Annotated in this window: 13 protein-coding genes; 6 read left to right on the plus strand and 7 right to left on the minus strand. The window is 73.6% G+C overall.

The window, feature by feature from the left end:
• Nucleotides 1-16: 16 nt before the first annotated feature.
• The 7 genes from BLV02_RS10090 to BLV02_RS10120 form a co-directional block, all read right to left on the minus strand.
• A complete protein-coding gene (locus BLV02_RS10090) occupies nucleotides 17-2017 on the minus strand; it encodes a hypothetical protein (RefSeq protein ID WP_069115435.1) in 2001 nt (666 codons plus the stop codon).
• A gap of 17 nt (nucleotides 2018-2034) precedes the next feature.
• On the minus strand, nucleotides 2035-3120 hold the full coding sequence (locus BLV02_RS10095) for a glycoside hydrolase family 130 protein (RefSeq protein ID WP_069115434.1): 1086 nt from the start codon (nucleotides 3118-3120) through the stop codon (nucleotides 2035-2037).
• A gap of 2 nt (nucleotides 3121-3122) precedes the next feature.
• Nucleotides 3123-3956 (minus strand): carbohydrate ABC transporter permease, encoded by an 834-nt coding sequence (locus BLV02_RS10100; protein ID WP_069115433.1) that lies wholly within the window; start codon nucleotides 3954-3956, stop codon nucleotides 3123-3125.
• Nucleotides 3953-4912, minus strand: a complete 960-nt coding sequence (locus BLV02_RS10105; protein WP_069115432.1) for a carbohydrate ABC transporter permease — start codon at nucleotides 4910-4912, stop codon at nucleotides 3953-3955. The genes BLV02_RS10100 and BLV02_RS10105 overlap by 4 nt, the downstream gene beginning before the upstream one ends.
• Nucleotides 4913-4925: 13 nt before the next feature.
• The gene (locus tag BLV02_RS10110) at nucleotides 4926-6230 is read right to left on the minus strand and encodes an extracellular solute-binding protein (RefSeq protein ID WP_069115431.1); all 1305 of its coding nucleotides are present in this window, start codon (nucleotides 6228-6230) and stop codon (nucleotides 4926-4928) included.
• 147 nt (nucleotides 6231-6377) lie between these two features.
• Complete coding sequence (locus BLV02_RS10115; RefSeq protein WP_069115430.1) at nucleotides 6378-7424, minus strand: LacI family DNA-binding transcriptional regulator; 1047 nt, start codon at nucleotides 7422-7424, stop codon at nucleotides 6378-6380.
• Between the two features lie 982 nt (nucleotides 7425-8406).
• Entirely contained in the window at nucleotides 8407-8790 is a 384-nt protein-coding gene (locus BLV02_RS10120; RefSeq protein ID WP_069115429.1) for a VOC family protein, read from the minus strand.
• A 106-nt stretch (nucleotides 8791-8896) separates the two neighbouring features.
• Between BLV02_RS10120 and BLV02_RS10125 the strand changes: the two genes are divergently transcribed.
• The 6 genes from BLV02_RS10125 (at nucleotide 8897) to BLV02_RS10150 (ending at nucleotide 13213) form a co-directional block, all read left to right on the plus strand.
• The gene (locus BLV02_RS10125; RefSeq protein WP_141711909.1) at nucleotides 8897-9793 is read left to right on the plus strand and encodes a hypothetical protein; all 897 of its coding nucleotides are present in this window, start codon (nucleotides 8897-8899) and stop codon (nucleotides 9791-9793) included.
• A gap of 36 nt (nucleotides 9794-9829) precedes the next feature.
• A complete protein-coding gene (locus BLV02_RS10130) occupies nucleotides 9830-10849 on the plus strand; it encodes a DNA polymerase IV (RefSeq protein WP_069115427.1) in 1020 nt (339 codons plus the stop codon).
• A 104-nt stretch (nucleotides 10850-10953) separates the two neighbouring features.
• The gene (locus BLV02_RS10135) at nucleotides 10954-11553 is read left to right on the plus strand and encodes a sulfite oxidase-like oxidoreductase (protein WP_069115426.1); all 600 of its coding nucleotides are present in this window, start codon (nucleotides 10954-10956) and stop codon (nucleotides 11551-11553) included.
• On the plus strand, nucleotides 11523-12287 hold the full coding sequence (locus tag BLV02_RS10140; protein WP_069115425.1) for an FAD-binding oxidoreductase: 765 nt from the start codon (nucleotides 11523-11525) through the stop codon (nucleotides 12285-12287). The genes BLV02_RS10135 and BLV02_RS10140 overlap by 31 nt, the downstream gene beginning before the upstream one ends.
• A gap of 1 nt (nucleotide 12288) precedes the next feature.
• Entirely contained in the window at nucleotides 12289-12558 is a 270-nt protein-coding gene (locus BLV02_RS10145; RefSeq protein ID WP_069115424.1) for a DUF6510 family protein, read from the plus strand.
• A gap of 22 nt (nucleotides 12559-12580) precedes the next feature.
• Nucleotides 12581-13213 carry a DNA-3-methyladenine glycosylase gene (locus tag BLV02_RS10150; protein ID WP_069115423.1) on the plus strand — a complete coding sequence of 211 codons (633 nt, stop codon included), beginning with the start codon at nucleotides 12581-12583 and terminating at the stop codon, nucleotides 13211-13213.
• Nucleotides 13214-13220 lie beyond the last annotated feature (7 nt).

Consider the following 13220-nt stretch of genomic DNA (forward strand, 5'->3'; position numbering starts at 1 on the left):
CCAGCTTCGCACACGCTCAGCCGTCCGACACGACGGCGAAGCCGCCCGGCCGCAGCGTGATCGTCGTCCGCCCGGTCAGCTCGCGGGTCGTCTGGAGCCGGCCGGAGCCGTCGTACACCCGCACCGTGCCGGGCCCGTCGACACCGACCCGGCGGGGTGTCGCCGCAGCCGAGTGCAGCAGCTCGGCCCGTGCCCCGTCGTCGCCGGCCAGGGCGAGCCGGGACACGTCCGGCCGGACCAGCAGCGCGTCCAGCTCGACCGCGCCGCGCGACGCCGTCACCGACACCGACGACGCGCCCGCGGGCACCGGCCGGCGCAGCGGCAGCGGCAGCAGCGCGCCCGGGACCGCGGTCAGCCCCTGCGCTCCGGCGCGGTGCTCCAGCGCGCCGACGGCTCGCCCGGACGCCGTCCACGCCGACCGCGCCGTCCCGTCGAGCGGCAGCCACGACACCGGCTCGACCAGCCGCGGCGCGTCGGACGGGCCGAGGTCGAAGGTCGCGGTGTCGCCGGGGCCGAGCGCCAGCAGCGACCCGCTCCACAGCGACTCGCCGGTCCACGCGGCCTCCGGCGCCCGCACGGCGCCGGTCGTCGACGTCGCCGCCTCGGCCTCGACCAGCCGCAGCCCGTCGCGCGCCACGACGTCCGTCAGCCCGGCGGCGCGCTCCCGCACCTCGGGGTGCGCGTCCAGCGCCAGCATCGACAGCTGCCCGTGGATCGTGCTCTCCGCGCCGCTGTTGCGGTTGATCGTCCCGTCGGCCGCGACGCCGTCGTACGTCACGCCGGTCGCGGGGTCGTACATCGGCGACCCGGACGCGTTGGCGCCGAAGTACCACGCCGCCGTCAGCGCCGCCAGTTCGCCGAACCCGGGCCGGTCCGCCGCCTCACCCACGGCCAGCAGCGACTGCAGCCGCGAGTCGACGCCGTAGGCGATCTGCACCCGTTCCGTCGGCGTCGGCATCCACCCGTTGTCAGCGCCGCCCGCCGTCAGCAGCGTCGGGACGAACCGGGCGGAGTCCTGGACGGCCGGGCGCAGCAGCGCGGGCGCGTCCAGCGCCGTCGAGGCCGCGGCCAGCGACGCCGGCAGCTGCGAGCCCCACGCGTGCCACATCGACCGCGACTGCGCCCACGGCAGGATGGCGCCGTACGGCCACGCGTCCGGGTCGCCGCCGCCCATCGCCGCGACGCCTTCGGCCAGCTTCCGCAGCGCGCCGGCCGCCGCCGCGTCGTCCGGCGCCGCCGTCGTGTACGCGGCCAGCCCGAGCACCGCCTCGGACGTCGCGTCGGCGCCGTCCACGATCAGCCACGACGGCACCCGCAGTCCGTCGGCGACGGTGTACTCGCCGTAACGTGTCAGCACCTGCCGGTCGACGGCGTCGACGGCCAGCCGCAGCCGGTCCCGCAGGAAGCCCGCGAACGCCGGGTCGGCGGCCTCGAACGCCGCATACCCCTCGCCGAACGCCCAGATCGTCCGTGCCAGCCAGTAGCTCGGCCCGGAGTCGGACGGGTCGGGCAGCTCGACCGGCTCGGCGCTCGGGTTCAGCTCGCCATCGGGCTGGATCCAGAGCACGACGTTGCCGGCGTCCGGCCCGCTGGCGGTCTGCAGGTAGGCGAGCGAGCGCAGCAGCTCGTAGGCCTTGTCCTGGCTGGCCGACGACCCGGTCTGCTGCCAGTGCCGCAGGTAGACGACGGCCGCGCGGGACACGTCGTCGGCGTTGTAGGCGCCCTGCGACCAGTGCCCGGTCGCGGGGTCCAGCTGCCCGCCGCCGATCCGCTCGAACGTCCCGCCCGCGCGCGCGTCGGCGTACGTCCACGGGAAGGTCAGCTCCGGCTCCTCGGCCAGCCGGTACGTCGTGTGCCCCGGTTCGCCGGCGGGGGAGGCGTGGTCGAGCAGGAAGTCCAGGTGCGCGGTGTTCGCCAGCGTCTCGACGGGGTCCGCCGGGGGCGCCGCCGCGGCCACGAGCGTCCCGGTCGTCAGCAGCGTCGCGGCCAGGGCCGCCGTCCACGAGCTCCGCGTCATCGCGGTCTCCTTCCAGGTCAGGTGCCGGGGGAGTGTTCTGTGCGGTCCAGCCGGGCGACGCCGATCTTGCTGTCGGCCATGCCGTAGAAGACGTAGTGCACGCCGCCGATCTCCTCGATCGCGGTGGGGAAGACGACGTTCGGCACGATGCCGCTGCGCTCGTCGTCGGTCTCCGGCGCCAGCAGCGGTTCCGGCGTCCGGGCCAGCACGACGGACGGGTCGTCGGCGTCGAGCAGCAGGGCGCCGGCGGCGTAGTTGACCCGCTGCTGCTGCGCGATGCCCGACGCGAGCACGCCGGTGACGCCGTGGTGCAGCAGCAGCCAGCCCTCGGGGACCCGCAGCGGCGCCGGCCCGCCGCCGATCTTCAGCTCCTCGAACGGGTACTCCGGGCCGGCGAGGAAGCGGTGCTCGCGCCAGTGGACGAGGTTCACGACGTCGTCGCGGACCGACGCCAGCGGCACGTACGAGATCCAGACGCTGTGCCGGTCGTCGGTGACGCCGCGTGGCAGCACGACGCCCTGACCGGGGCGGATCTCGCCGAGATCCCACATCGGCCGGTGCAGCACGGCCAGGCTCTCGATCCCGGACGGCGACGTCACCGGCGTCGGGAAGAACACGGTGTCCTTGTTGTGGAACAGGTTGAGGTCGACGTCGAGGTCGTCGTCGTACGCGAACAGCGCCGGGCCGAGCCGCCGCCACGTCCGCAGGTCGTCCGACACCGCCAGCGCCGTGCGCGGCCCCAGCGGGCCGTACGCGACGTACGTCATGACGTGCAGCCCGAGCGCGTCGATCCAGGTGATCCGCGGGTCCTCGACGCCGCTGTGGGCGGCGCCGCGCTCCCACGCCCGGTCCGGCTCCAGGACGACGCCCTCGCGCGCCACGCCGACCGGCACGCCGTCGTCGTCGACGACCACGCGGGCGAGGCCGACCCGCGACACGTTGCCCGCCGCGACCAGCCGGGGGAGCAGGTACAGGACGCCGTCCGGGTCGCGGCCGGAGGCCGGGTTGAGCACCCCCTCGGCCTCGAGCGGGTCGCCGTCGAGCGGGGCCATGACGACCCCGAGGCGGGTCAGCGTGTACGGGACGGTGGTGGAGACGGGCATGCCTAGCCTTTCACGCCGGAATCGAGGTTCGTGCTGGTGAAGTAGCGCTGGAAGACGATGAACAGGACGACGGCGGGCGCCGCCAGCACGACGGCGCCGGCCAGCACGGCGCCGAACGGGTTGGCCGCCGACGCCGCCACGTTGCTGATGTAGTTGGCCAGCGACACCGCCAGCGGCTGCATCGACTGGTCCTTGGTGATGAGGAACGGCCACAGGAACTCGTTCCACGGCCCGATGAACGTGATCAGGACGACCGTCAGCAGCACCGGCCGGACCAGCGGCAACGCGACGTTCCACAGGGTCCGCAGATCGCCCGCTCCGTCCACAGCCGCCGCGTCGAACAGTTCGCGGGGCAGTTGCAGGAAGTACTGGCGGAACACGATCACCGCGGTCGAGTTGATCGCGAACGGCAGGATCATCCCGAGGTAGCTGTCGGCCAGCCCGTAGTCGCGGGCGATCAGCACGTAGAGCGGGATCATCAGCAGCTGGAACGGCACCACCTGCACCAGCAGGGCCAGCGCGAACGTCGTCCCGCGGCCGCGCCACCGCAGCACCGCCAGCGCGTACCCGGCCAGCACGCCGAACACGACCGTCCCGAGGATCACCCCGCCGGTGAAGATGCCCGAGTTCACCAGCCCCTGCAGCAGGTCGATGCGCCCGTCGATCGCGGCGTAGTTGTCCAGCGTCAGGTTCGACGGGTCCGGGAACGCGCCGGCCGGGGTGGGGTCGGGCGCGGTCTGCAACGACCCGACGACCATGTAGTAGAAGGGGAAGAGGAAGGCCAGGGCTCCGACGCCGAGCACGACGTACCTCGTCACCGTGGCGCGCCGGTTCACGACTCACCACCTCCGACGAAGCGCCGCTGCAGCCACGCCACCAGCAGCACCAGCAGCACCAGGATCACGCCGATGGCCGCGGCCACGCCGGGCGCGCCCTGCTCGATGCCGCGCTGGTACATGATCAGCACCGGCGACGCCGACGCGCCGTTCGGGCCGCCGCCGCCCGTCAGCAGGTACGGCTCGGTGAACAGGTTCGCGCCGATGATCGTCGACAGCAGCAGCACCAGCACCGTCGCCGGCCGCACCGCCGGCACCGTCACCGACCAGAACGTCCGCAACCGGCCCGCCCCGTCCGTCGCGGCCGCCTCGTACAGCTCCTTCGGGACGTTCTGCAACGCCGCCAGGTACAGCAGGATGTAGAAGCCCAGCTGCTTCCAGGTGACGAAGAACGCGATCGACGGCATCGCCCAGAACGAGTTGATCAGCCACGGCGGGTCCGGCGCCAGCGGCCCCAGCACCTCGTTGACCAGTCCGTTCCCGCTGAACAGGAACAGCCACACGCCCACCACCGCCACCGACGCCGTCACGTACGGGACGTAGAAGCCGACCCGCAGGAACACCCGTCCGCGCACCACCTGGTTGAGCAGGGTCGCCAGCACCAGCGACAGCACCACCGTCAGCGGCACGTTGATGACCAGGAAGACGCCGATGTTGACGAACGAGCGGCGCACGTCCGGGTCGGCGAGGACGTTCGTGTAGTTGTCGAACCCGACGAAGGGGCGGTCGACGTCGGCGCCGGGCGCGGCGAAGAAGTAGTCGTGGAACGACATCCACACCGCGAAGCCCAGCGGCACCGCGAACACGACCAGCACGTACGCCAGGTACGGCGCGCTGAACAGCAGCCCGGACGGGTTGCGGCCCAGCACGCGTCCGCGCTGTCGCCGCGCGTTCTTCTGGTGCCGGGCGGGCGGCGACGCACCGCCCGCCCGCGCCCCCGAGTCGACGACCGTCATACCCGGCCGCCCGTCAGGACTGGCCGGCCAGGCCGTCGATCTCGTCGGCGGCGCCCTGCAGCGCGTCCTGGAGGTCGCCCTCGCCGAAGATCACCGACTGCGACCACGCGTCGCGCAGCGTCTGCCACACGGCGACGGAGTTCGGGATGTTCGGCACCTCGACCGTGCGGGCCGCCTGGTCGCCGAACGCCTCGTACGCCGGGTTGGCGGCGAAGTAGTCCGGGTAGGTGCCGGGGAGGTCCTGGCGCATCGGCATCTGGCCGGTCATCTCCAGCAGCAGGCCGTCCTGCTCCTCGCTGGTCGCGAACTTCAGCACGTCCCACGCCGTCGCCTGGTTCTCGCACGCGGTGTAGAGGCCGATGTTCTTGGCGTCGCTGAACGTGTAGGTCTCCTCCGGCGCGGTGCCGGCGGACGTCGGGACCGGGACGGCGCCCCAGTCGATGTTCTCGCCGTAGACGCTGATCGCCCACGGGCCGACGATCGCCATGGCCGCCTGGCCGTCGGCGAACGAGTCGCCCTGGTACGCCTCGCGGCTGGCCAGGCCCTCGTCGTAGAGCGTCTTCCAGAACTCCGCGACGCTCTGCCCGGCGTCGTCGGCGAACGTCGCCGCGCCGTCCTCGACCAGCGGCGTGCCGCCCGTCTCGGCCGCGTAGAGCGGGTAGAAGTCGAACCAGTTCTGGAAGAACTCGCTGGTCGGGGCCGGCCAGATCGCCTTCGGCGCGGCGCCCGACTCCACCAGCGTGCGTGCGGTCTGGAGGAACTCGTCGTGCGTGCCCAGCGGTGGGTTCTCCGGGTCGAGGCCGGCGGCGGCGAACATGGCCTTGTTGTAGAAGATCATCACCGGGTTCGACTTCCACGGCAGCTGGAAGTACTCGCCGCTAGCCGACTGGTACTGCCCGGCGATGTCGCCGCTGCGCTCCTCGACGTAGCTGTCGCCGTCGTCGAAGCCGGACAGCGACACGAGGCCGCCCTGCCGCTCGAAGTCGGGGACCGCCACGGGCGCGGTGTTGAAGATCAGGCACGGCGCGTTGCCCGCGGTGATGGCGGCGCCGATGACCTCCTCGCTGCTGGCGCCGGCCGGGATCTCCTGCGCCTCGATCTGCTCGTCCGGGTGCTCGGCGTTCCAGGCCTCCACCATCTGCTCGCCCCACGCGACCTCGGCCTCGTTGTTCGAGTACCAGATGGTGATGTCGCCGCGGCCGCCGTCAGCGCCGTCGCCGCCGGTGGCCGCGTCGTCGTCATCGCCGCCGCAGGCCGCGACGGTGAGCAGGCCGGCCGCGGCCAGCACCGCGGCGGTGACTCGGGTGCGTCGTTGCACGGTCGTCTCCTTCTGTCGTCCGGGTGGGTCGGTGCCTCGCCCGGGTGGTTCGGCTTCTTCGTCTGGTCTCCTGGCCTGGGGCCCGGCCTGGGTCCTGGTTCGGATCGCTGGCGGGCCGGGCCGGGCCACCGCCGGCGTCCGGCCCGGTCAGGTTCTGGGCCGCCGGGTGGGTGGTTCGGGTCGCCGGCCGGTCGATTCGCGGGGGACGAACCGCGCGGGCGGCAGGTCGGTGTCGCCGGGGTTCTCGCCGGCGATCTCCTGCAGCAGCACCCGTGCGGCGACGGCGCCCCAGCTGACCGCGTCGGTGGCCACGGTGCTGAGCGCGGGGTAGATGTGCTCGGCGATGTCGCTGCCGTCGAATCCGGTGATCGAGAGGTGCTCCGGCACGCGCAGCCCGGCCCGTTGCGCGAATCCGAGCCCGGCGATCGCCATCGGGTCGTTCGCGTAGACGATGGCGGTCGGGTCCTCGTGGCGGGCGAGCAGGTCGCGCGTCGCCCGGGCGCCGTCCGCCGCCCGGAAGTCCGTCTCGACGACCATCGTCGCCCGCAGGCCCGCCCGTGCCATCGCGTCCTCGAACGCCTTCCGGCGGCGGCTGCCGTGCAGCATGCGGGCCGGACCGGCGACGTGCGCGATGCTGCGGTGGCCGAGCCCCACCAAGTGGTCGACGGCGGCCTCGATGCCGGCCCGGTCGTCCATCGACACCGCTGGAAACGGCGACGGCCCTTCCGGCCGGCCGAGCGTGACGGCGGGGACGCCCAGCTCCTCGGCGAGCGCGATACGGGCGTCGTCGTGCCGGAGGTCGGTGATGAAGATGCCGTCGACCCTGCGGTCCGCGACCAGCTTCCGGTACGCGGCCAGCTCGGCCTCCTCGTCCGGGACGACGCTCAGGACCAGTGCCTGGCCGGCCGGCGCCAGTTCGCGTTCCACGCCCGCGATGAACGACGGGTAGAAGGGGTCGCCGGTGATGATCTCCGGGTCGCGGGTGATGACCAGGCCCAGCGCGAACGCCCGGTTCACCGAGAGCGCGCGGGCACGCAGGCTCGGCTGCCAGCCCAGCTCGCGGGCCGCTGCGAGGATCCGCTCCCTCGTCTGCGGCGCGACGCCCGGCCGGTCGTTCAGCGCGAACGACACCAGCCCCTTGCTCACGCCCGCCCGCTCCGCGACGTCGGCGATGGTGGGTCGTTCGGTGGGCATCGGCGGGCGCCTCCGTTGGCGGTTGCTGCTGCTAAACCGGTTTAGGATCGGAGCCTATACCGGTTTAGTCCCGTCGGCAAGGGCGGTCGCCGTCGCTGCTGCCGCTGTCGCCGCTCGCTCCGCGGCCGTGACCGCGTGTGGTCGCTCTGGCCGCCTGTCGCCGGGGCCGCCCTGTGCGGTGGACCGCTCAAATGCGGGGGGCGCGCTCTGCGGTGGAGCCGCGCTTCTGGGTGGGGTCGCGGTTCGCGGCGTGGCGGCGCCTTCGCGGTGGGCCCGCGCTTCGGGGCGGGGCCCGCGCCCCGCGATGGGGCCACCGTGCGGTGGACGGCTTTCTGCGGTGGGGCCGGGCTCTGCGGTGGAGTCGTGCTTCTGCGTGGGGTCGCGGTTCGCGGCGTGGCGGCCCTTCGCGGTGGACCCGCGTTTCCGGGCGGGGTCTGCGCCATGCGGGTGGGCCGCCCTTCGCCACGGTGGTCGCGGGCCTTCCGTGCCCGCCGTTGGCGGGGCATGGGCCCTCATCGGCCGATCCGCCCGCCCGTCGGCCGCCACCGACCCGCTGGGGGCCACGTCCGCCGAGGGCCACGTCCGCTGGAGGTGCGCTCTGGCTCAAGTATTCGGGCGTGCTGGGAGCCGCGGTCGGACCAGCCGGGGGGTGTTGCCTGCGCCGAGCTGCCGCGGTCGACTACCGCTTCCGAACCGCCGCTGTCGTGCCGCCGGCGCCGAGGTGCCGCTGTCGAACCGCCGCCGAGTGGCCGGTGCCTAGCGGTCGGCGCAGAGCGGCTGCTGCCGAACCGGCGGTGCCGCTACCTGGGCGTCCCAGCCGAGCTCAGCGGCCGGGACGCGCCTCCGTCACACCCGGGGCCGGCGTCCGCACATCCGGCGGACAGCCCGGCCCCCGCATCCCGGCGAACAGGGGCGCCGACCCGGCCAGCGGCGACCACCGAAGAGCCCCAGCGAGCCCCGTCGCCCAGGAGACCCGGGCGTGTCAGCGCCCGCCGGCCTGCCAGAGGCCGAGCACGTTGCCCTCGCTGTCGCGGAAGTAGGCCGCGTACCCCATGCCCATGACCTCGGCCTTCGGCAGGACCACCGCTCCGCCCAGTCGCTGCACCGCCGCCAGTGCCGCGTCGACGTCGTCGACGCCGATGGTGACGATGGGGCCGGGGCGGTCGGCGTCGCGGGTGAACATGCCGCCGTTGATGGCGCCCGCCTCCTTGGGCCGCCCGGCCTCGTCGACCGGGGTGGTGGAGACCATCGTGTAGTCGACGTCCGGCATGGGCGTGACGTCCCAGCCGAAGGCGTCGCGGTAGAACCCGCGGGCCCGCTCGACGTCGTCGGCGGGGATCTCGAAGTGTACGACTTGTCCGGTCATGGCGACCGCCCCCTCGAACTGCTCCTTCGTCGAGCCTAGACCCGTTCCACCGGCCGGAGCTGACGTAGATTCGAAGCAGCCGACGGAGCACATGAAGGAGCCGACCATGGCGCACAGTCCCAGGACCATCCAGCCGGGCGACGTCCAGGACGAGCGGGTGGCCCGGTTGTCGCTGACCGCCGCCTACACCTGGGCCTACCTGCCCACGGTCCTCGACGACGAGGGCCGCGCGGTCGACAACGCCGCGGTGGTGAACGGCCGGCTGTGGGCGTTGCGGTTCGACGAGCACCCGACGGCCGCCATGTCCGACGACCTCGACGCGCTGGCGTTCGAGGGGCTGATCTGCCGGTACGCGGTCGACGGCCAGGCGTACCTGCACGATCCGGCGTGGCGACGGCGGCAGCGGCTGGTCCGCCCGGCGAAGTCGGTGCTGCCGCGCTGCCCGGTCCACGACTCCGGCATCCGCGAGTTCGTCGGCGACACCATCACGTCGGTGCAGGACCAGGTCGGCTCCATCCTCGGCGGCGCCGCCACCAACGCCGGCACGGCGAAGGTCCGCGACACCTTCGCCCGCATCGTCGAGGACGTCACCTTCCCCGTCGACCCCTCGAAGGCGACGGCGTACGGCCAGCGCATCCGCGACTTCCTCGGCGGCGCACCCGCACGCCACGACGATCACCTCGACGACGCGGAGCGGTTCCCGGTCGCCGGCACGCTCGGTGCCGGGCCAGACCCGGCCGGCGAGGTCGAGTACGACGCCAGCGGCGCGGCCGTCGGGAAGGACAGCGCCGACCCTCTCCCCGTCGCGGACGAGCGGCCCGCGGCGGACGACGTCTGGCGCGCCGCCACCGACCACCCGGCCGAGCCGGCCGACCCCGCCGACCAGCCCGACCAGGCCGACGCCGCCGACCAGGCCGACCCGCAGGACCCCATCGACCCGCAGGACCCCACGGACCCGCAGGACCCGACGGACCCCGCCGACCCGCAGGATCCCGCCCGCTGACCCCACCCTGTCAGTGCGCCGGGCCAGAATGGCCACGTGTCCCGCTGGGTCCTGCACGTCGACCTCGACCAGTTCATCGCTGCCGTCGAGGTGCTGCGCCGTCCCGAGCTGGCCGGCCGCCCGGTCGTCGTCGGCGGCGACGGCGACCCGTCCAAGCGCGGCGTCGTCGCCACCGCGTCGTACGAGGCCCGCGCGTTCGGCGTGCACTCCGGCCTGCCGCTGCGCACGGCGCTGAAACGCTGCCCCGACGCCGTCTTCCTGCCGGTCGACAAACCCGCCTACGAGGCCGTCTCCGCCGACGTCATGCAGACGCTGCGCGAGTTCGGCACCGTCGAGGTGCTCGGCTGGGACGAGGCGTTCCTCGACGTCGGCGACCACGACCCCGAGACGACGGCGCGGAGCATCCAGCGCCGCGTCCGCGCGGCCACCGACCTCGACTGCACCGTCGGCATCGGCGAGAACAAACTGCAGGCCAAGCTGGCCACCGGGTTCGGCAAGCCGGCCGGCGTCGCCACGCTCACCTACGACTCCTGGTTCGACGTGCTGGGCGAGAGCTCGACGGACGCGCTGTGGGGCGTCGGCGCGAAGACGGCGAAGAAGCTGGCCGAGCTCGGCATCCACACCGTCCGCGACCTCGCCACCACCCACCCCGACGACGTCGCCAAGCGGTTCGGCCCCACCATCGGGCCGTGGCTGGTCCGCGTGGCCCGGGGTGTCGCGTCGGCGCGGGTCAGCGGCGAGCCCTGGCTGGCCAGGTCGCGCGGCAAGGAGTTCACCTACCAGCACGACCTCGACGACTGGGACGAGGTCGCCCGCGAGGTCGCCAGGCTGGCGCACGAGGTCGCCGGCGAGGTGGTCGCCGAGGGCCGCCCGGCCGTCCGCGTCGTCGTCAAGGTCCGCCATGCCCCGTTCTTCACCTCCACCCACGGCCACAAGCTGGCCGAGCCCACGAGCGACGCCGACGCGCTCGCCGCGGCCGCGCTGGTGGCGCTGGCCCGGTTCACCGACCACCGCCCGGTCCGGCTCCTGGGCGTGCGGGCCGAGTTCGGTACCTGACGAACCGACCTCGCGAATGCTCTGGACTCAGGACCTGGGTGAGAGGACCATGTGCCCAGGGTGGGAGGGCGCGCCCGCAGGCGCGAGGGAAACGGGGTGGAACGATGGGGATCGTGTCTCCGGGGTTCCGGAGGAGAAGGCACGACGCTGACGTCCAGCTGCCGCCGGGGCAGTACCTGACCGAGGACTTCCCGGTGCTGTCCGCCGGGCCGACGCCGAACATCTCGCTGGACCGGTGGGAGTTCACCATCGCCAGCGAGACCGGCCAGGAGTACCGGTGGACGTGGGACGAGCTGCTCGAGCTGCCGGCCGAGGAGCCGACGGTCGACATCCACTGCGTCACGAAGTGGTCCAAGTTGGCCACGTCCTGGCGCGGGGTGTCGCTGGACCTGCTGATGGAGGACGTCGACACGACGGCCGACTACGCGCTGGTGCACTGCTACGGGGGCTACACGACGAACCTGCCGCTCGAGGACCTACTCGACGGCAGGGCGTGGGTCGTCTACGAGTTCGAGGGCTCCGAGCTGGCGCCGCAGCACGGCGGTCCGGCCCGGCTGCTGGTGCCGCACCTGTACTTCTGGAAGTCGGCGAAGTGGGTGCGCGGCCTGCAGCTGCTCGAGTTCGACGAGCCGGGGTTCTGGGAGAGCGTCGGCTACCACAACTACGGTGACCCGTGGCGCGAGCAGCGCTACGCGGGCGATTGAACGCCCGCCTCGAGTGGCGCGTCGCGACCCTCGCCGGCATCCGCACCGAGACCGCGACCGCCCGGACGTTGCTGCTCGACGTCCCCGGCTGGCCCGGCCACGTGCCCGGGCAGCACGTCGACGTCCGGCTGACCGACGAGGACGGTTACAGCACCCAGCGCAGCTACTCGCTGGCCGCGCCGGCCGACGGCGACCGCGTCGAGCTCACCGTTCAACGGGTGAACAACGGTGAGGTGTCGGAGTACCTGACGGACACGTTCGCCGTCGGCGACCCGGTCGAGCTGCGCGGCCCGGTCGGCGGCTGGTTCGTCTGGCACCCGTCGCGGACGGCGCCGGCGCTGCTGGTGGCGGGTGGGTCGGGCATCGTCCCGCTGATGGCGATGGTCCGGTCCCGGCGCGACGCGCGCAGCCGGGCGCCGTTCCGGCTCATCCACTCCGTCCGCTCGCCGTCCGACCAGTTCTACGCGTCCGAACTGCGCCGAGCCGCCCGCGACGACGGCGGGCTCGACATCGCCACGCTGTTCACCCGGTCGGCGCCGGCCGGGTCCGTGCGCACGCCGGGCCGCATCGGCCCCGCCGACCTCGAGCTGTACGGCTGGCCGCCGCAGTTCGAGCCGACGTGCTTCGTCTGCGGCCCGACCGGGTTCGTCGAGAAGGTGGCGAACACGCTGGTCGGACTGGGCCACGACCCGCGCCGCATCCGCACCGAGCGGTTCGGCCCGACAGGAGACTGACATGACTGACGACTACCAGGACGGCAACGCCCTGGCCGGCCCGCTCGCCGAGCTGTTCGCCGTCGACGTCACCGCCGCCACCGGACGCTGTGTGAGCTGCGGCGACACCCGCCGGGTCGCGGACCTGCGGGTGTACGGCCACGCGCAGGGCTGGGTGGCGCGCTGCCCGAGCTGCGAGCACGTCATCCTGCGGCTGGTCCGGGCGCCCGACGCGGCGTGGCTGGACCTCCAGGGCACGGTGAGCCTGCGCGTCCCGCTGCCGCCGGCCTGACGCCGTCGTCGATACTGGCGCGGTGGAGACGGCGACGATCGACCGCGCGTTCCTGGCCCGGCCCGGCCTCGAGGTGGCACCCGACCTCCTCGGCAGCGTGCTGCGGCACACGACGCCGGAGGGGACGGTGGCGGTGCGGCTGACCGAGGTCGAGGCGTACCAGGGCGCCGACGATCCGGGCTCGCACGCCTTCCGCGGCCGCACCCCGCGCAACGACGTCATGTTCGGGCCGGCCGGCCACCTCTACGTCTACTTCACCTACGGCATGCACTTCTGCGCCAACGTGGTGTGCGACGTCGACGGGACGGCGACGGCGGTGCTGCTGCGGGCCGGCGAGGTGATCGAGGGCCCCGCGCTGGCGGCGTCCCGGCGGCTGTCCGCGCGGACGGCGCGCGAGTACGCCCGCGGCCCGGCCCGTCTGACGTCCGCCCTGGGTCTCGGCCGTCCCGACAACGGCGCCGACCTGTGCGTTGCCGACTCGCCGACGCAGCTGCTCCCGGGCCCGCCGGTCGACGGCGGCCGGGTGCGGACCGGCCCGCGGGTCGGCGTCAGCGGCGCCGGCGGTGACGGCGTCGCGTTCCCGTGGCGCTTCTGGCTGGACGGCGAGCCGACGGTGTCGCCGTACCGGCCGCACGTGCCCAAGCGCCGTAAGTGATTCGCGC

It is taken from the genome of Jiangella alba, from assembly GCF_900106035.1.
In the GTDB taxonomy this organism is placed as follows: Bacteria; Actinomycetota; Actinomycetes; order Jiangellales; family Jiangellaceae; genus Jiangella; species Jiangella alba.

Coding starts and splice junctions, on each gene's coding strand:
- BLV02_RS10105 (WP_069115432.1), bottom strand. CDS start 4,912: ATGACGGTCGTCGACTCGGGGGCGCGGGCGGGCGGTGCGTCGCCGCCC.
- BLV02_RS10115 (WP_069115430.1), bottom strand. CDS start 7,424: ATGCCCACCGAACGACCCACCATCGCCGACGTCGCGGAGCGGGCGGGC.
- BLV02_RS10090 (WP_069115435.1), bottom strand. CDS start 2,017: ATGACGCGGAGCTCGTGGACGGCGGCCCTGGCCGCGACGCTGCTGACG.
- BLV02_RS10125 (WP_141711909.1), top strand. CDS start 8,897: ATGGCGCACAGTCCCAGGACCATCCAGCCGGGCGACGTCCAGGACGAG.
- BLV02_RS10145 (WP_069115424.1), top strand. CDS start 12,289: ATGACTGACGACTACCAGGACGGCAACGCCCTGGCCGGCCCGCTCGCC.
- BLV02_RS10120 (WP_069115429.1), bottom strand. CDS start 8,790: ATGACCGGACAAGTCGTACACTTCGAGATCCCCGCCGACGACGTCGAG.
- BLV02_RS10095 (WP_069115434.1), bottom strand. CDS start 3,120: ATGCCCGTCTCCACCACCGTCCCGTACACGCTGACCCGCCTCGGGGTC.
- BLV02_RS10135 (WP_069115426.1), top strand. CDS start 10,954: ATGGGGATCGTGTCTCCGGGGTTCCGGAGGAGAAGGCACGACGCTGAC.